Origin of the sequence: Streptomyces malaysiense, from assembly GCF_000980885.2 — a bacterium.
GTDB classification, from domain to species: Bacteria; Actinomycetota; Actinomycetes; order Streptomycetales; family Streptomycetaceae; genus Streptomyces; species Streptomyces malaysiense.
The window spans coordinates 1-18,440 of the sequence record NZ_LBDA02000003.1 but is presented as its reverse complement, the minus strand read 5'-3'; the positions used below and the strand labels follow the sequence as shown (position 1 = coordinate 18,440).

16 protein-coding genes are annotated in these 18,440 nt (G+C 71.1%); all 16 read left to right on the top strand.

Translation table 11 applies throughout. From position 1 onward, the window contains the following. Nucleotides 1-416: 416 nt before the first annotated feature. Nucleotides 417-1,373, top strand: a complete 957-nt coding sequence (rsmH, locus tag VT52_RS00895) for a 16S rRNA (cytosine(1402)-N(4))-methyltransferase RsmH (RefSeq protein WP_079174767.1) — start codon at nt 417-419, stop codon at nt 1,371-1,373. A gap of 57 nt (nt 1,374-1,430) precedes the next feature. Beyond that, the gene (gene ftsL, locus VT52_RS00890; protein ID WP_071387339.1) at nt 1,431-1,991 is read left to right on the top strand and encodes a cell division protein FtsL; all 561 of its coding nucleotides are present in this window, start codon (nt 1,431-1,433) and stop codon (nt 1,989-1,991) included. Nucleotides 1,992-1,996: 5 nt separating this feature from the next. After that, nucleotides 1,997-3,949, top strand: a complete 1,953-nt coding sequence (locus VT52_RS00885) for a peptidoglycan D,D-transpeptidase FtsI family protein (RefSeq protein ID WP_276207934.1) — start codon at nt 1,997-1,999, stop codon at nt 3,947-3,949. A 217-nt stretch (nt 3,950-4,166) separates the two neighbouring features. Next, complete coding sequence (locus tag VT52_RS00880) at nt 4,167-5,687, top strand: UDP-N-acetylmuramoyl-L-alanyl-D-glutamate--2,6-diaminopimelate ligase (protein WP_046426769.1); 1,521 nt, start codon at nt 4,167-4,169, stop codon at nt 5,685-5,687. A 4-nt stretch (nt 5,688-5,691) separates the two neighbouring features. After that, nucleotides 5,692-7,098, top strand: a complete 1,407-nt coding sequence (locus tag VT52_RS00875; RefSeq protein WP_046426764.1) for a UDP-N-acetylmuramoyl-tripeptide--D-alanyl-D-alanine ligase — start codon at nt 5,692-5,694, stop codon at nt 7,096-7,098. Next, nucleotides 7,095-8,168: a phospho-N-acetylmuramoyl-pentapeptide-transferase gene (mraY, locus tag VT52_RS00870; RefSeq protein ID WP_046426762.1), complete on the top strand. Its 1,074-nt coding sequence runs from the start codon at nt 7,095-7,097 to the stop codon at nt 8,166-8,168. The genes VT52_RS00875 and mraY overlap by 4 nt, the downstream gene beginning before the upstream one ends. After that, nucleotides 8,150-9,586: a UDP-N-acetylmuramoyl-L-alanine--D-glutamate ligase gene (gene murD, locus VT52_RS00865; RefSeq protein ID WP_206306405.1), complete on the top strand. Its 1,437-nt coding sequence runs from the start codon at nt 8,150-8,152 to the stop codon at nt 9,584-9,586. Before mraY ends, murD begins: the two co-directional genes overlap by 19 nt. Before the next feature lie 68 nt (nt 9,587-9,654). Next, the gene (gene ftsW, locus VT52_RS00860; RefSeq protein ID WP_046426758.1) at nt 9,655-11,016 is read left to right on the top strand and encodes a putative lipid II flippase FtsW; all 1,362 of its coding nucleotides are present in this window, start codon (nt 9,655-9,657) and stop codon (nt 11,014-11,016) included. Between the two features lie 6 nt (nt 11,017-11,022). Next, on the top strand, nt 11,023-12,111 hold the full coding sequence (gene murG / locus VT52_RS00855; protein ID WP_046426757.1) for an undecaprenyldiphospho-muramoylpentapeptide beta-N-acetylglucosaminyltransferase: 1,089 nt from the start codon (nt 11,023-11,025) through the stop codon (nt 12,109-12,111). Between the two features lie 26 nt (nt 12,112-12,137). Next, nucleotides 12,138-12,932, top strand: a complete 795-nt coding sequence (locus VT52_RS00850) for a cell division protein FtsQ/DivIB (protein ID WP_063888378.1) — start codon at nt 12,138-12,140, stop codon at nt 12,930-12,932. A 278-nt stretch (nt 12,933-13,210) separates the two neighbouring features. After that, nucleotides 13,211-14,419, top strand: a complete 1,209-nt coding sequence (gene ftsZ / locus VT52_RS00845; protein ID WP_046426753.1) for a cell division protein FtsZ — start codon at nt 13,211-13,213, stop codon at nt 14,417-14,419. Beyond that, complete coding sequence (gene pgeF, locus VT52_RS00840) at nt 14,416-15,144, top strand: peptidoglycan editing factor PgeF (protein ID WP_046426752.1); 729 nt, start codon at nt 14,416-14,418, stop codon at nt 15,142-15,144. The genes ftsZ and pgeF overlap by 4 nt, the downstream gene beginning before the upstream one ends. Nucleotides 15,145-15,150: 6 nt before the next feature. Continuing rightward, nucleotides 15,151-15,870, top strand: a complete 720-nt coding sequence (locus tag VT52_RS00835; RefSeq protein ID WP_046426751.1) for a YggS family pyridoxal phosphate-dependent enzyme — start codon at nt 15,151-15,153, stop codon at nt 15,868-15,870. A gap of 127 nt (nt 15,871-15,997) precedes the next feature. After that, nucleotides 15,998-16,639 carry a cell division protein SepF gene (locus tag VT52_RS00830; RefSeq protein WP_037653104.1) on the top strand — a complete coding sequence of 214 codons (642 nt, stop codon included), beginning with the start codon at nt 15,998-16,000 and terminating at the stop codon, nt 16,637-16,639. Nucleotides 16,640-16,698: 59 nt separating this feature from the next. Then, entirely contained in the window at nt 16,699-16,989 is a 291-nt protein-coding gene (locus VT52_RS00825) for a YggT family protein (protein WP_037653106.1), read from the top strand. Nucleotides 16,990-17,043: 54 nt separating this feature from the next. Next, complete coding sequence (locus VT52_RS00820) at nt 17,044-18,228, top strand: DivIVA domain-containing protein (protein ID WP_046426750.1); 1,185 nt, start codon at nt 17,044-17,046, stop codon at nt 18,226-18,228. Nucleotides 18,229-18,440 lie beyond the last annotated feature (212 nt).

The window sequence follows — 18,440 nt, the reverse complement described above, 5'->3', positions numbered from 1 at the left end:
TCATGACGTTACTGGTCGCTCGTGGACGTGGCCTGCTGTGAGAGCGGACAAAGAACGTCATCGTGGCTTGTTGTGAGCTACCCCATACGGACGGCAAACCGGGGCCGGAAGGGTGAATCCCTTCGAAAGACGGCGTCCGCGCGGAGGCGGTGCGCGACGCGCAGGCCGGTTGATTGACCGTGAGACACCGTGGACTAAAGTGGCGCGAAGCGGGAGGCGTGCTTCTCCCTGCTGGTGAAACCCCGGAGACCCGGCACCCGCCCGGATCAGTCTCCCCGCGTGCGCGGCGCGTACGTACGGCTCGGCCTCCTCCCGCTCACCGGTCGGCTGACGCTTCCGGCGCCGGCCGACGCCCTGTTCACGAGCTGGCGGGAGCCCGCGGTGCGCACGGCGCCTCGCCGGAATGAGAGGCCCCCTTGAGCCAGAGTCGACACGTCCCGGTGATGCTCCAGCGGTGCCTGGACCTGCTGGCACCCGCCCTGGAGCGCCCTGGAGCGGTGGTCGTCGACTGCACCCTGGGCCTCGGCGGGCACAGCGAGGCGCTGCTGACCCGCTTCCCCGAGGTCCGCCTGATCGGCCTCGACCGGGACAAGGAGGCGCTGCGCCTGTCCGGGGAACGGCTCGCGCCCTTCGGCGAGCGGGCCACCCTGGTGCACGCCGTCTACGACGAACTGCCCGAGGTCCTGGAGCGGCTGCGCGTCCCGCGCGTCCAGGGCGTCCTGTTCGACCTCGGCGTGTCCTCCATGCAGCTGGACGAGGCCGACCGCGGCTTCGCCTACGCCCAGGACGCGCCGCTCGACATGCGCATGGACCAGACGACCGGCATGAGCGCCGCCGAGGTCCTCAACACCTATCCGGCGGGCGAACTGGTGCGCATCCTGCGCGCGTACGGCGAGGAGAAGCAGGCCAAGCGGATCGTCGGCGCGATCGTGCGCGAGCGGGAGAAGGAGCCGTTCGACAACAGCGCCCGCCTGGTGGAGCTGATCCGCGACTCGCTGCCGCAGGCCGCCAAGCGCACCGGCGGCAACCCGGCCAAGCGCACCTTCCAGGCGCTGCGCATCGAGGTCAACGGCGAACTGTCGGTCCTGGAGCGGGCGATCCCGGCCGCCGTGCGGGCCCTGGCCGTCGGCGGGCGGGTCGCCGTGCTGTCGTACCACTCGCTGGAGGACCGGCTGGTCAAACAGGTGTTCGCGGCGGGCGCGGCGAACACCGCACCGCCCGGACTGCCGGTGGTGCCCGAGCGCTACCAGCCGCGGCTCAAGCTGCTCACCCGCGGTGCCGAACTTCCCACCGAGGAAGAGATCGCAGAGAACCGCCGGGCCGCCCCCGCCAGGCTGCGGGGCGCCGAGCGCATCAGGGAGGACGCCGAGTGAGCCGTACGGGTGGGCCGGCCCCCGGGACCGCGGTCCCCGGAACCCACTGGGGGAGCGGTGCCTAGGAATCCCGAAGTGAAGGGGAGGGCCGCGCGGCTCGCCCGGCTCTTCCCGGCCGGCCGCGCCAAGGCCGCCCGCACCCCGTTCGTCCTCCTCGTCGTCCTCCTCCTCGGCGGCGGCCTCATCGGGCTGCTGGTGCTGAACTCCGCGCTCAGCGAGGGTTCGTTCGAACTCGCCGATCTCCAGAAGCGGACCCAGAACCTCACCGACGAGGAACAGGCCCTCCAGCGGGACATCGACGCCTACTCTTCCCCCGACGCCCTGGAGCGCCGGGCCCACGAACTCGGCATGGTCCCCGGCGGCGACCCCGCCTTCCTCGACCCGAACGGCAGGGTCGAGGGCGTCCCCCGCGCCGCCGTCCCCGAGCCGGCCGTCCTGGAGGGCCCGCCCGCCCCCGAGTCCCCGGCTCTCACCCCGCCGCCCGGCCTCCCGGCCACCCCGGCCACGCCGAGCGGGGCACCGAGCCCGGTACCGCCCCGCGGCGGCGCCGCCGCGGCCCCGGCCGCGACCGCCTCCACCACCCCCCAGCCCGTTCCCACCCCGACCCCCGGCAGGTGACGGAAGTGTCCGACAGGGAACCCCCGCGCCGCCGCGTGCCCCGCCCCGCGAAGCCGTCCCGGCCGCAGGGCGCCGCGCGCAGGCAGCCCGGCCCCGGCGCCCGGCCGGTCCGGCGCCCGAGCGCGGGCCGGGTGCCCGCCCAGCGCCCGCTGCGGCTCGGCAGCCCCCGGCCCCGGCTGCGCCTGGTGGGCCTCGCCCTCGGCCTGGTGCTGGCCACCTTCGTCGTACGACTGCTCCAGGTGCAGGCCGTGGAGGCGAGCGCGTACGCGGCGAAGGCCGAGGTGAACCGGTACGTCGTGCACACGCTGGCCGCCGAGCGCGGCGGCATCACGGACCGCAACGGCGTGGCCCTCGCCGTCAGCGTGGACGCCTACGACATCACGGCCGACCCCACGATGTTCAGCGCCGAGCAGCTGAAGATCGCCGACGGCCCCGAGCGGGCCGCCGCCCTGCTCGCGCCGATCCTCGGGCAGGACCAGGCGGACCTGGTGAAGAAGCTGCGGCCCGCCGACAAGAACTCCCGCTACACCCGGCTCGCCACCCGGCAGACCCCCCAGGTCTGGAAGCAGATCAAGGACCTGAGGTCGGCCCTCGCCCAGAAGGCCGGCACCGTCAACGTCCTCGCCGGGGTCTTCGCCGACCCCAGCAGTCAGCGCGTGTACCCGAACGGCGACCTCGCCGCCGGGATACTGGGCTGGGTGAACGCCGACGGTCAGGGCGGCGGCGGCATCGAGCGGATGCTGGAGAAGCAGCTCGCCGGGAAGAACGGCAAGATCCGCTACGCCCAGTCCGGCGGCCGCGAGGTGCCCACCGCGGGCTCCGCCGAGACGCCCGCCGTGCCCGGCTCCGACATCGAGCTGACCATCGACCGCGACATCCAGTGGGCGGCCCAGAACGCCATCGCCGAGCAGGTGAAGAAGTCCAAGGCCGACCGCGGCTACGTCGTCGTGCAGGACACCCGTACCGGCCAGATCCTCGCCATGGCCGACGCGCCGGGGTTCGACCCCAACGACCTCTCCAAGGCGGACCCGGACACGCTCGGCAACGCGGCCGTCCAGGACGCCTACGAGCCCGGCTCCACCGCCAAGGTGATGTCCATGTCGGCCGTCCTCCAGGAGAACGCGGCGACCCCGCTCACCCATGTCGTCGTACCCAACCGGCTGCACCGCGGCGACCGGCTCTTCCAGGACGACGTCGACCACGCCACCTGGAACCTCACGCTCAACGGCGTGCTCGCCAAGTCCAGCAACATCGGGACCATCCTCGCCACGGGCCAGCTCGGCAAGACCCAGCCGCAGGCCAACAAGGTCCTCTACTCCTACCTGCGCAAGTTCGGCATCGGCAGCTACACCGGGCTGCACTTCCCCGGCGAGACCCCCGGCATCCTGGCGCCGCCGCAGAAGTGGTCCACCTCGCAGCAGTACACGATCCCTTTCGGCCAGGGCTTCTCCATCAACGCCCTCCAGGCCGCGTCCGTGTACTCGACCATCGCCAACGGCGGCGTCCGGGTCCAGCCGAGCCTGATCCGCGGCACCAAGGGACCCGACGGCCGGTTCACCCCCGCGGCCAAGCCCGAGGAGACGAGGGTCGTCAGCGCGAAGACCGCCGAGTCGGTCGCCGAGATGCTGGAGTCCGTGGTCGACGACGAACAGGGCACCGGCATCTCCGCGCGCATCCCCGGTTACAACGTGGCCGGCAAGACCGGCACCGCCAACCGAGTGGATCCGGCCACCGGCAGATACCACGGCTACACCTCGTCCTTCGCCGGGTTCGCCCCCGCGGACAAGCCCCGCATCACGGTCTACTGCGCCATCCAGAACGCCACCTCCGGCGGCTACTTCGGCGGCCAGATCTGCGGGCCCATCTACAAGAAGGTCATGGAGTTCGCCCTGAAGACCCTCCAGGTCCCGCCCACCGGCGCGCCGCCCGCGAACCTGCCGGTCGACTACAAGCCCTGACCAGCACCGAAAGCACAGGATCCAGCCAGTGACAACGATCACCCCAGGACCCGGGAACCGTCCGGACCCCGAGCCCTCGTCCGCCCGCCTGCCCCCACCGCCCGTGCCGGACCGCACTGCGCGCGGGCCCCTTTTTAGCTCCAGGGCCGGTGAGCCCGGTACGCTCACCGCCGTGCCACACGCTGATCAGTCCCAAACCACCCAGAAGGGCGCTTCCGTGACATATCCGGGACCGCCGCGACCGGTCCACGTCTCCGCCACACCCCTCGCGGAGCTGGCCGATCAGCTGGGTGCCGCCGCCCCGGACGCCACCGCCGAGATCACCGGGATCACCCACGACTCGCGCGCCGTCCGCCCCGGCGACCTGTACGCCGCCCTCCCGGGCGCCCGCCTGCACGGCGCCGACTTCGTCACCCAGGCCGCCGGCCTCGGCGCGACCGCCGTGCTGACCGACCCGACCGGCGCCGAGCGCGCCGCCGCGACCGGACTGCCGGTCCTGGTGGTGCCCGACCCGCGGGCCCTGATGGGCGAACTGGCGGCCACGATCTACGGCCACCCGGGCCGCGACCTGCTCCAGATCGGCATCACCGGCACCTCCGGCAAGACCACCACGGCCTACCTGGTCGAGGGCGGCCTGCGGACCGCGAAGGCCACCGGCCTGGTCGGCACCGTGGAGATGCGCATCGGCGACGAGCGCATCAAGTCCGAGCGCACCACCCCCGAAGCCACCGACCTCCAGGCCCTCTTCGCCGTCATGCGCGAACGCGGCACCGAGGCGGTCGCCATGGAGGTCTCCAGCCACGCCCTGGTCCTCGGCCGGGTCGACGGCTGCGTCTTCGACATCGCGGTCTTCACCAACCTCAGCCCGGAGCACATGGAGTTCCACTCCGGCATGGAGGACTACTTCCAGGCCAAGGCGCAGCTCTTCACGCCGGCACGCAGCAGGCTCGGCGTCGTCAACGCCGACGACGAGTACGGCCGCCGCCTCGCCGCCGAGGCCACCGTCCCCGTCGTCACCTTCTCCGCCGAGGGCCACCCCGACGCCGACTGGCGCGCCGAGCACGTCCAGGTCGGCCCGCTGGACTCGACGTTCACGGTCCTCGGCCCGAACGGCGAGCGGGTGCAGGCCAGGTCGCCGCTGGCCGGCCCCTTCAACGTGGCGAACACCCTCGCCGCCGTCGTCGCACTCGCCGCGGCCGGCCTCGACCCGCAGACCGCCGCCGACGGCATCGCCGCCGTCCCGGGCGTCCCCGGCCGCCTGGAGCGCGTCGACGCCGGGCAGCCCTACCTCGCGGTCGTGGACTACGCCCACAAGACCGACGCGGTCGAGTCGGTGCTCAAGGCGCTGCGCAAGGTCACCAAGGGCCGGCTGCACATCGTCCTGGGCTGCGGCGGCGACCGCGACCAGACCAAGCGCGCCCCGATGGGCGCCGCGGCGGCCCGGCTCGCCGACACGGCCGTACTGACCTCGGACAACCCCCGCTCCGAGGACCCGCTCGCGATCCTCGCGACCATGCTCCAGGGCGCGGCCTCCGTGCCCGCGCACGAGCGCGGCGAGGTGCTCCTCTTCGAGGAGCGGGCCGCCGCCATCGCCGCCGCCGTGGGCCGCGCCCAGGCCGGCGACACCGTGCTGGTCGCGGGCAAGGGCCACGAGCAGGGCCAGGACATCGCCGGTGTGGTCCGTCCCTTCGACGACCGCCAGGTGCTTCGCGAAGCTATCCAGAAGACCCAGGGATGAATTTGTGATCGCCCTCTCCCTCGCCGAGATCGCAGCTGTCGTCGGCGGGCAGACGCACGACATACCGGATCCGTCCGTGCAGGTCACCGGACCGGTCGTCCGGGACTCCCGGGAAGTGGTGCCCGGCAGCCTGTTCGCCGCATTCGTCGGCGAGCGGGCGGACGGCCACGACTTCGCACCGCAGGTCGTCGAGGCGGGCGCGGTCGCCGTACTGGCGTCGCGCCCGGTCGGCGTGCCCGCGATCGTGGTCGAGGACGTCCAGAGCGCCCTCGGCGCCCTCGCCCGGCACGTCGTCGCCCGGCTCGGCGCGACCCTCGTCGCCCTGACCGGCTCGGCGGGCAAGACCAGTACCAAGGACCTCATCGCCCAGGTGCTGAGCGGCAAGGCGCCGACGGTGTTCACACCGGGTTCGTTCAACAACGAGATCGGGCTGCCGCTGACCGCCCTCACCGCGACCGAGGAAACCCGTTTCCTGGTCCTGGAGATGGGCGCCCGCGGCATCGGCCACATCCGCTACCTCACCGGCCTCACCCCGCCGCGGATCGGCGTGGTCCTCAACGTCGGCAGCGCCCACATCGGCGAGTTCGGCGGCCGCGAGCAGATCGCCCAGGCCAAGGGCGAGATCATCGAGGGGCTGCCCGAGGACGGCGCGGCCGTCCTCAACGCCGACGACCCGCTGGTGCGCGCCATGGCACCGCGTACCAAGGCGAAGGTGGTCCTTTTCGGAGAGTCGGCCGAAGCGGACGTACGCGCCGAGAACGTACGACTCACGGACACCGGACAGCCCGCCTTCAGGCTTCACACACCCTCCGGTGCATCCGATGTGACCATGCGCCTGTACGGTGAGCACCACGTGTCGAACGCGCTCGCCGCGGCCGCCGTCGCCCATGAGCTGGGCATGTCCGCGGAAGAGATCGCCACCGCGCTCTCCGGGGCGGGCTCCCTCTCCCGCTGGCGCATGGAGGTCACCGAGCGCCCGGACGGCGTGACCATCGTCAACGACGCCTACAACGCCAACCCCGAGTCCATGCGGGCCGCCCTCCGGGCACTCGCGGCCATGGGCCAGGGGCGGCGCACCTGGGCGGTGCTCGGCAAGATGGCCGAGCTGGGGGGCGAGGCGCTCGCCGAGCACGACGCCGTCGGACGGCTCGCCGTCCGGCTCAACGTCAGCAAGCTCGTCGCCGTCGGGGGGATTGAGGCCTCCTGGCTGCAACTGGGCGCATATAACGAGGGTTCGTGGGGTGAGGAGTCGGTGCACGTGTCCGACGCACAGGCGGCGATCGACCTGTTGCGCAGCGAGTTGCGCCCGGGGGACGTCGTCCTCGTGAAGGCGTCCCGTTCGGTGGGGCTCGAAGGTGTCGCCGCGGCGCTGCTGGAGACCGGTGCCGAGGGTGAGGTTGCGGCCCGATGATGAACCAGATCCTGTTCTCGGGTGTCATTGGCCTCTTCCTCACCCTGGTCGGCACCCCGCTGCTGATCAAGCTGCTGGCCCGCAAGGGCTACGGCCAGTTCATCCGTGACGACGGCCCGCGCGAGCACCTCAGCAAGCGCGGTACGCCGACCATGGGTGGTATCGCCTTCATCCTGGCGACGGTGGCCGCGTACTTCCTGTCCAAGGTGATCACCGGCAAGCCGCCGACGTTCTCCGGCCTGCTGGTGCTCGGCCTGATGGTCGGCATGGGCCTGGTCGGCTTCCTGGACGACTACATCAAGATCGTCAAGCGCCGTTCGCTGGGTCTGCGGGCCAAGGCGAAGATGGCCGGCCAGCTGATCGTCGGCATCGCCTTCGCCGTGCTGTCGCTGATGTTCCCCGACGCCCGCGGCAACACCCCGGGCTCCACCAAGCTGTCGTTCATCACGGACTTCGGCTGGTCGATCGGCCCGGTGCTGTTCGTCATCTGGGCGCTGTTCATGATCCTCGCGATGTCGAACGGCGTGAACCTGACCGACGGTCTGGACGGCCTCGCCACCGGCGCCTCCGTCCTCGTCTTCGGCGCCTACACGTTCATCGGCGTCTGGCAGTACCAGGAGTCCTGCGCCAACGCGCAGACCCTCACCAACCCGGCCGCCTGCTACGAGGTGCGCGACCCGCTCGATCTGGCGGTGGTCGCCTCCGCGCTGATGGGCGCCTGTCTGGGCTTCCTGTGGTGGAACACCTCCCCGGCGAAGATCTTCATGGGCGACACCGGCTCGCTCGCCCTCGGCGGTGTCCTCACCGGCCTGGCCATCCTCTCCCGCACCGAGCTGCTGGTGGCCATCATGGGCGGCCTGTTCGTCCTCATCACCATGTCGGTCGTCATCCAGGTCGGCTCCTTCCGGCTCACCGGGAAGCGTGTCTTCCGGATGGCGCCACTCCAGCACCACTTCGAACTCAAGGGCTGGTCCGAGGTCCTGGTAGTGGTCCGCTTCTGGATCATCCAAGGCATCTGTGTGATCGTCGGACTTGGCCTCTTCTACGCGGGATGGGCAGCGGAAAAGTGACCACCGGCTCGGCGCCCTTCGACTTCCAGGGCAAGCACGTCACCGTCGCGGGACTCGGCGTCTCCGGCGTCCCGGCGGCCAAGGCACTGCACGCGCGCGGCGCGATCGTCACCGTCGTCAACGACGGCGACGACGCCCGCGCCCGCGAGCAGGCCGAGGAACTCCGTGCGCTCGGCATCACCGTGCGCCTGGGTGACGGCGCGACCCTCCCGGAGGGCACCGAGCTGATCGTCACCGCCCCCGGCTGGCAGCCCGGCAAGCCGCTCTTCCGGGCGGCCGGCGAGGCGGGCGTACCGGTCTGGGGCGACGTGGAGCTGGCCTGGCGGCTCCGGGGGCCCGACGCGGCCCCCTGGCTGGCCGTCACCGGCACCAACGGCAAGACCACCACCGTGCGGATGCTCGCCTCCATCCTGGAGGCGGCGGGCCTGCGCACGGCGGCCGTCGGCAACATCGGGGTCTCGCTGCTGGACGCCGTCCTGGGCGAGGAGACGTACGACGTCCTCGCCGTGGAGCTGTCCAGCTACCAGCTGCACTGGGCGCCCTCGCTGCGCGCCCACTCCGCCGCCGTCCTCAACCTCGCCCCCGACCACCTCGACTGGCACGGCTCCATGGCGGCCTACGCCGCCGACAAGGGCCGGATCTACGAGGGCAACCAGGTCGCCTGCGTCTACAACGTGGCCGACCAGGCCACCGAGGACCTGGTGCGCGGGGCCGACGTCGAAGAGGGCTGCCGGGCCGTCGGGTTCACCCTCGGCACGCCCGGACCCTCCCAACTCGGCGTGGTGGAGGGCCTCCTGGTCGACCGCGCCTTCGTCGAGAACCGGCAGAAGAACGCGCAGGAGCTGGCCGAGGTCTCCGACGTCCGGCCGCCCGTCCCGCACAACATCGCCAACGCCCTGGCCGCCGCGGCCCTCGCACGGGCCTTCGGGGTGCCCGCCCAGGCCGTACGGGACGGGCTGCGCGCCTTCCGGCCGGACGCCCACCGCATCGAGCACGTCGCCGACATCGACGGCGTGGCCTACGTGGACGACTCCAAGGCCACCAACACCCACGCCGCGCAGGCATCGTTGGCGGCGTACGAGTCGATCGTGTGGATCGCGGGCGGCCTCGCCAAGGGCGCGACCTTCGACGAACTGGTCGCCGCCTCGGCGAAGCACCTGCGCGCCGTCGTCCTGATCGGCGCCGACCGGGCCCTGATCCGCGAGGCCCTTGCGCGACACGCCCCGGAAGTACCCGTGGTCGACCTCGACCGGACCGACACTGGGGCGATGGTCCAGGCGGTGACGGAGGCCAAGCGGCTCGCGGTCGCCGGGGACACGGTGCTCCTCGCGCCGGCCTGCGCCTCCATGGACATGTTCACCAACTACAACCAGCGCGGTGACGCGTTCGCGACGGCGGTCGGCGAACTCCGCGCCTGACCCCGGCCGCCCGCCGGGCGGATCCTGGGAGGGACGCGTGGGGCGGCCGACGTCCAGTGGAGGCGCCGATGCCCAGTAGCCGTACCGGAAAGCCCCCTGTGCAGCGGGCGTCCCGGCGCTCCGCCGTCCCCGGTTCCGCGCGCGAGAACCCCGTACAGCGGCTGGTCACGCGGGCCCGGCGGGCCTGGGACCGGCCGCTGACCGCCTATTACCTGATCGTCGGCGGCAGCATGCTGATCACGGTGCTCGGCCTGGTGATGGTCTACTCGGCCTCCCAGGTGACCGCGCTCCAGATGTCGCTGCCGGGCTCGTACTTCTTCCGTAAGCAGATGCTGGCCGCGGTGATCGGCGGCGTCCTGCTGCTCGCGGCCTCCCGGATGCCGGTGAAGCTGCACCGGGCGCTGGCCTACCCGATCCTCGCCGGCGCCGTCGTCATGATGGCCCTGGTGCAGGTCCCCGGGATAGGGATGTCGGTCAACGGCAACCAGAACTGGATCTCCCTCGGCGGCTCCTTCCAGATCCAGCCCAGCGAGTTCGGCAAGCTCGCCCTGGTGCTGTGGGGCGCCGACCTGATCGCCCGCAAGCAGGAGCGGAAACTGCTGACCCAGTGGAAGCACATGCTGGTGCCGCTGGTACCGGCCGCCTTCCTGCTGCTCGGACTGATCATGCTCGGCGGCGACATGGGAACCGCGATCATTCTCACAGCGATCCTGTTCGGACTGCTGTGGCTCGCGGGCGCCCCGACCCGGCTGTTCGCGGGCGTGCTCTCGGTCGCGGTCGTGATCGGGGTCATCCTGATCGAGACCAGCCCCAACCGGATGGCCCGCCTCGCCTGCATCGGCGCCACCGAGCCCCGGGCCCAGGGCGCCGACTGCTGGCAGGCCGTGCACGGCATCTACGCGCTCGCCTCCGGCGGACTCTTCGGCTCCGGGCTCGGCGCGAGTGTGGAAAAATGGGGCCAACTGCCGGAAGCGCACACCGACTTCATCTTCGCGGTCACCGGTGAGGAACTGGGCCTGGCGGGGACACTGTCGGTGCTCGCCCTGTTCGCGGCTCTAGGCTATGCGGGTATCCGCGTGGCCGGACGCACGAAAGACCCCTTCGTGAGGTACGCCGCGGGAGGCGTGACCACCTGGATCCTCGCTCAGGCGGTGATCAACATCGGCGCGGTGCTCGGTCTGCTGCCGATCGCCGGTGTTCCGCTCCCGCTGTTCTCCTACGGAGGATCCGCCCTGCTGCCGACCATGTTCGCCATCGGGCTGCTGATCGCGTTCGCGCGTGACGACCCCGCTGCGCGGACGGCGCTTGCGCTGCGGCAACCTCGCTTTGGTAGAAAGCGGGCGGGAGGCTCCGGTGCGGATCGGGGGCCTCGGAGATGGAACACGATGCGACGGCGTGCCTCGGCGGCGCGTTCGTCCGGAGAGCGGTGAATTTCGGTGCATGTCGTACTCGCCGGTGGAGGGACCGCCGGCCACATCGAGCCCGCGCTCGCCCTCGCGGACGCCCTGCGCAGGCAGGACCCGAGCGTGGGGATCACGGCCCTGGGCACGGAGCGCGGTCTGGAGACCCGGCTCGTCCCGGAGCGCGGCTACGAGCTGGCGCTGATCCCCGCGGTGCCGCTGCCGCGCAAGCCCACTCCCGAACTGATCACCGTCCCGGGGCGGCTGCGCGGCACCATCAAGGCCGCCGAGCAGATCCTCGAACGCACCAAGGCGGACGCCGTGGCCGGCTTCGGCGGCTATGTCGCGCTGCCCGCCTACCTCGCCGCCAAGCGGCTCGGCGTGCCCATCGTGATCCACGAGGCCAACGCCCGGCCGGGGCTGGCCAACAAGATCGGGTCCCGGTACGCGGCACAGGTCGCCGTCTCCACTCCGGACAGCAAGCTGCGGGGCTCGCGCTACATCGGCATCCCGCTGCGCCGTTCCATCGCCACGCTGGACCGCGCCGCCGTGCGCCCGGAGGCCCGGCACCGCTTCGGCCTCGACCCCAACCTGCCCACGCTGCTGGTCTCCGGCGGCTCGCAGGGCGCGCGCCGGCTCAACGAGGTCGTCCAGCAGGTCGCCCCGTGGCTCCAGCAGGCCGGTATCCAGATCCTGCACGCGGTCGGCCCGAAGAACGAACTGCCGCAGGTCCAGCAGATGCCGGGGATGCCCCCCTACATCCCGGTAAGTTACCTGGACCGGATGGACCTCGCGTACGCCGCGGCCGACATGATGCTCTGCCGCGCGGGCGCGATGACCGTCGCCGAACTCTCCGCCGTCGGACTGCCGGCCGCCTACGTCCCGCTGCCCATCGGCAACGGTGAACAGCGGCTGAACGCCCAGCCGGTGGTCAAGGCGGGTGGCGGCCTCCTCGTGGACGACGCGGAACTGACGCCCGAGTGGGTGCAGAACAACGTGCTGCCCGTGCTCGCCGACCCGCACCGGCTCTACGAGATGTCGCGCTCCGCGAGCGAGTTCGGCCGCCGGGACGCCGACGAGCTGCTCGTCGGCATGGTGTACGAGGCCATCGCCTCGCGCCGTTAGGACCGTATGACGAAAGGGTGGTGAGCGTGGCCGGACCGACGACTCGCGAACGTGGAGAACGCCAGCAGGAGTCGTCCGGCTCGTCGCCCGTCCGAAGGATAAAGCGACTACGTCTTCGTACGATCGTCATCCTGGCCGTGGCCCTGGTGCTCGTGTCGGCAGGCTCCGTATGGGTGTTGTACGGCTCCTCGTGGCTGCGCGTCGAGCGCGTCCCGGTGTCCGGCACCCGGGTGCTGACGCCCGCCGAGGTGCTTGACGCCGCCGCCGTACCGGTGGGGGCGCCCTTGGCGTCGGTCGACACCGACGCCGTCGCGGCCCGAATGCGCCACAAACTGCCGCGAATCGACACCGTCGACGTGTCCCGTTCCTGGCCGCACGACATCGAGCTGAAGGTGACCGAGCGCACCCCGGTACTACTGGTGCGAAAAGGAAAGAATTTCGTCGAAGTCGACCACAAGGGTGTCCGGTTCGCCACGGTCGCGCAGGCGCCCAAGGGTGTTCCGCTGCTGCGGATGTCCGCGTCCGCGTCGGGCTCGGCCGCCGCGAGCCTGCGGCGCTTCGGCACCGACCGGCTGGTGCGCGAGGCCGTCCTGGTCGCCGGTGAACTGCCGGGCCAGGTCAGGCGCCTCACCGGCACCGTCGAGGTGCACTCCTACGACGACATCCGGCTGGAGTTGACCGGCGGCCGCACCGTGGCCTGGGGGAGCGGGGAGAACGGCCGTGCCAAGGCACGGACCCTCACCGCACTCATGAAAGCAGCTTCCGGCGCACGCCACTTCGACGTCAGCGTCCCCACCGCCCCTGCGTCATCGGCGAGTTGACGGACATCAGTGCAGGCCAGCACCCTGGTTGGGCACCGCTATGGCTGATCACATAGGGTGAAAAGAAAAACGGGAGGTTCGGCGTGTTCGTTGAACGGGCGCCACTTGTCGACTTAGTGTCCTGTTCAGAAGACTCCAGGGAACAGACACACTGGTAACCCTAAACTTCAGGCTTAGGGTTCGGGTCGGCGCTACGGACCGTCCCATTCGGCATCTGTCGTCACGGCGCGGGCAACCGCCCGCGGCGGCGACGTAATTCGAGGCGAGAGGCCTTCGACGTGGCAGCACCGCAGAACTACCTCGCAGTCATCAAGGTCATCGGTGTCGGCGGCGGTGGTGTCAATGCCATCAACCGGATGATCGAGGTCGGTCTCAAGGGTGTCGAGTTCATCGCCATCAACACCGACGCGCAGGCGCTGTTGATGAGCGACGCCGACGTCAAGCTGGACGTCGGCAGGGAACTCACCCGCGGACTCGGCGCCGGCGCCAACCCGGCCGTCGGCCGCAAGGCCGCCGAGGACCACCGCGAGGAGATCGAGGAGGTCCTCAAGGGGGCCGACATGGTCTTCGTGACCGCCGGTGAGGGCGGCGGCACCGGAACCGGCGGCGCACCCGTCGTGGCCAACATCGCGCGCTCGCTGGGCGCCCTCACCATCGGCGTGGTCACGCGCCCGTTCACCTTCGAGGGACGGCGCCGCGCGAACCAGGCCGAGGACGGGATCGCCGAGCTGCGCGAAGAGGTCGACACCCTCATCGTCATCCCGAACGACCGGCTGCTGTCCATCTCGGACCGCCAGGTCTCGGTCCTGGACGCCTTCAAGTCCGCCGACCAGGTCCTGCTCTCCGGTGTCCAGGGCATCACCGACCTCATCACCACCCCGGGCCTGATCAACCTGGACTTCGCCGACGTGAAGTCGGTCATGTCCGAGGCCGGTTCGGCCCTCATGGGCATCGGCTCGGCCCGCGGCGACGACCGCGCGGTGGCCGCCGCCGAGATGGCGATCTCCTCGCCGCTCCTGGAGGCGTCCATCGACGGCGCCCGCGGCGTGCTGCTCTCCATCTCCGGCGGCTCCGACCTCGGCCTCTTCGAGATCAACGAGGCGGCCCAGCTGGTCAGCGAGGCCGCCCACCCCGAGGCCAACATCATCTTCGGCGCGGTCATCGACGACGCCCTCGGCGACGAGGTCCGCGTCACCGTGATCGCGGCCGGCTTCGACGGCGGCCAGCCGCCGGCCCGCCGGGAGAACGGCCTGACCTCGGCCGCCGCCCCGGCCCCCGCCCGCCGCGAGGAGCCCGCGCCGGTACGGCAGCCCGAGAGCCGTCCGTCCTTCGGCTCGCTCGGCAGTGTGAAGCCGAAGGAGGAGCCGGAGCCGGCCCCCGAGCCGGTGGCCGACATCCCGGTCGCCCCGCCGGTCACGCCGGCGCCGCGTCCCGCCTACTCGGACAGCGCGGCCGAGGAACTGGACGTCCCGGATTTCCTGAAGTGATAGGACAGCGCGAGAGCGTGAGCGGCGCGCACTTCGCCTTCACCGACAGGTGGGGCGGGGTGAGCGCCGCTCCGTATGAGGAGCTGAACCTCGGCGGCGCGGTCGGCGACACGCCCGGGGCGGTAGCCGCCAACCGGGAGCTGGCCGCCAGGTCGCTCGGTCTGGACCCCGCCCGCGTGGTGTGGATGAACCAGGTGCACGGCGCCGAGGTGGCCGTGGTGGACGAGCCCTGGGGCACCCGCCCGGTGCCGGAGGTCGACGCCCTCGTCACCGCCCGGCGCGGGCTCGCCCTCGCCGTGCTCACCGCCGACTGCGTGCCGGTGCTGCTGGCCGACCCCGTCGCCGGGGTCGCCGCCGCGGCCCACGCGGGCCGGCCCGGAATGGTCGAGGGGGTCGTCCCCGCCACCGTACGGGCCATGGTCGAACTCGGCGCCGCGCCCGAGCGGATCGTCGCCCGCACCGGACCGGCCGTCTGTGGCCGGTGCTACGAGGTGCCGGAGACCATGCGGGCCGAGGTGGCGGTGGTGGAGCCGACGGCGCACGCTGAAACCAGCTGGGGCACACCGGCGGTCGACGTGAGCGCCGGAGTGCACGCGCAGCTCGACAGGCTCGGGGTGTGCGACCGGGCGCATTCGCCGGTGTGCACGCTGGAGTCGAGGGACCACTTCTCATACCGTCGCGACCGCACCACGGGGCGGCTCGCGGCCTATGTCTGGCTGGACTGATGGGGAATGACGGACCGTAAGACCGAACTCGCCGAGAACCTGGCGAATGTGGAGGAGCGCATCGCCCGCGCCTGCGCGGCCGCGGGCCGGCGGCGGGAGGAGGTGACCCTGATCGTGGTCACCAAGACCTACCCGGCGAGCGATGTGCGGATCCTGTCCGGGCTGGGTGTGCGGCATGTCGCCGAGAATCGGGACCAGGACGCCGCGCCGAAGGCCGCGGCCTGTGCGGACCTGCCCCTGAAGTGGCACTTCGTCGGCCAGTTGCAGACCAACAAGGTCCGTTCCGTAGTCGGTTACGCCGATGTCGTGCAGTCGATCGACCGCGCACGGCTCGTCACCGCGCTGTCCAAGGAGGCGGTGCGCGCCGGGCGCGAGGTGGGGTGCCTGGTCCAGGTCGCGCTCGACGCGGACGCGACCGGGCGGGGGGAGCGCGGGGGCGTGGCCCCCGCGGGAATCGAAGAGTTGGCCGACCTCGTCGCCGGCTCGCCGGGGCTGCGGCTCGACGGTCTGATGACCGTGGCTCCGCTCACCGGCGAGTACGCGGGACGCGAACAGGCGGCGTTCGGGCGCCTCATGGATTTGTCGACCGACCTGCGCCGAGCCCATCCGGCTGCGACCATGGTGTCGGCAGGGATGAGTGCGGACCTCGAGCAGGCCGTGGCGGCCGGGGCGACACATGTGCGCGTCGGCACTGCGGTACTCGGTGTCCGTCCCCGGCTCGGGTAACGTCGCCAGGAAGTCGGACCACAGCAGAAAATATGGTCAGTGTTCGCGAAACGGACACAACGGCCGCGTGGATCGCGGGCACTTGGCAGTCGTCAGTCGATCCACCACAGAGCGGAGGACTCAGAGCATGGCCGGCGCGATGCGCAAGATGGCGGTCTACCTCGGCCTCGTGGAGGACGATGGGTACGACGGCCGCGGATTCGACCCCGATGACGATTTCGAGCCCGAGCTGGACCCGGAGCCCGAGCGGGACCACCGGCGGCACGAGCCGCTGCATCAACCGCATGATGCACATCAGCCCCAAAGGGATGAATCGGTGCGAGTGGTGCAGCCTCCGGCGCCCCGTGAACCGGTGTCCCGGGCGGCTTCGCTACCCGCGGAATCCGGTCGCCCGGCGCGTATCGCGCCCGTGGCGTCCATCACACAAGAACGCCAGTCCCTGGAGAAGAACGCGCCGGTGATCATGCCCAAGGTCGTGTCGGAACGAGAGCCTTACCGGATCACGACATTGCACCCGCGGACCTACAACGAGGCCCGTACCATCGGGGAACACTTCCGTGAGGGCACCCCGGTGATCATGAATCTGACTGAGATGGATGACACAGACGCCAAGCGACTTGTCGACTTTGCGGCCGGTTTGGTGTTTGGTCTTCACGGCAGTATCGAGCGGGTGACGCAGAAGGTGTTCCTGTTGTCTCCTGCTAACGTCGATGTCACGGCGGAGGACAAGGCCCGCATCGCAGAGGGCGGGTTCTTCAACCAGAGCTGAGACGCAGACCGGACCGCAGTACGCAAGAGCTCGGAACAGGGGAGAGGGAAACACAGGCCATGGGCGTGTTCGCGCAGGTGATCTACATCGCGCTGATGGTGTTTCTCGTCGTGCTCATCTTCCGACTGGTCATGGACTACGTCTTCCAGTTCGCCCGCTCATGGCAACCCGGCAAGGCGATGGTGGTCGTACTGGAGGCCACCTACACTGTCACCGATCCACCGCTGAAGCTTCTGCGGCGGTTCATCCCGCCGCTGCGTCTCGGGGGCGTGGCGCTCGACCTGTCCTTCTTCGTACTGATGATCATCGTCTACATTCTCATCGCCATCGTGCAGAACTTCGTGAGATGAGCGTGTGGACGATCCGGTCTTGCCGACTGCCGATGACTACGTTGAGGTGAAGAGATGCCGTTGACCCCCGAGGACGTGCGGAACAAGCAGTTCACGACCGTCCGCCTCCGAGAAGGCTATGACGAGGACGAGGTCGATGCCTTCCTCGATGAGGTCGAAGCCGAACTGACCCGTCTGCTCCGGGAGAACGAGGACCTGCGCGCGAAGCTCGCGGCCGCCACGCGGGCCGCGGCGCAGAACCAGCAGAACTCCCGGAAGCCCCCGGAGCAGGAACAGCAGCAGCAGGGCATGCGAGGTCCCGGCGCTCCGGTACCCGCCGGCATATCGGGCCCGCCGCAGCAGCAGATGGGTGGCCCCATGGGTGGTCCGCCCCAGCTGCCGAGCGGTGCCCCGCAGCTGCCCGCCGGTCCCAGTGGGCAGGGTGGTCCGCAGGGTCCCGGCCCGATGGGCCAGGGTCCGATGGGACAGGGCCCGATGGGTCAGGGGTCCATGGGTCAGGGGTCCATGGGTCAGGGCTCCATGGGTCAGGGCCCGATGGGCGGTCAGCCGCCCATGCAGCAGCAGATGGGCGGCCCCATGGGCGGTCCGATGGGTGGCCCCATGGGCGGTCCCATGGGCGGTCCCGGTCAGGGCCCCGGCGGCGACAGCGCCGCCCGTGTCCTCTCGCTGGCCCAGCAGACCGCCGACCAGGCGATCGCCGAGGCCCGCTCCGAGGCCAACAAGATCGTCGGCGAGGCCCGCAGCCGCGCCGAGGGTCTGGAGCGTGACGCCCGTGCCAAGGCCGACGCCCTGGAGCGGGACGCGCAGGAGAAGCACCGCGTCGCGATGGGCTCCCTGGAGTCCGCTCGCGCCACGCTGGAGCGCAAGGTCGAGGACCTGCGCGGCTTCGAACGCGAGTACCGCACGCGCCTGAAGTCGTACCTGGAGTCGCAGCTGCGCCAGCTGGAGACCCAGGCCGACGACTCGCTGGCCCCGCCGCGTACCCCGGCCGCCGCGTCCCTGCCGCCGTCCCCGGCGCCCTCCATGGCCCCGGCCGGCGCGAGCGCCCCGTCCTACGGCGGCAACCAGACGATGGGCGGCTCGCCCGCTCAGACGTCCGGTCCGTCCTACGGCGGTCAGCAGCAGATGACGCCCGCCATGACCCAGCCGATGGCTCCGGTCCGTCCGCAGGGCCCGTCCCCGATGGGCCAGGCCCCCTCGCCGATGCGCGGTTTCCTGATCGACGAGGACGACAACTGAGCACCGGCGACGGTGAGTAGTACGCCATAGGCGTCGGCAGCGCTGAGAACGCGGCCCCGGACTCCGGTCCGGGGCCGCGTTCTTTCGCGTGCGGTGGCCGTTCATGCCCGCGAAGAAGGGCCTGTCCCTCCGGAACCGGAGGGACAGGCCCTTCTCGAAGGCCGCTCGGCGCCTACGCCTTGCGCAGCCGGAACACCAGGCTCAGGCCCTCG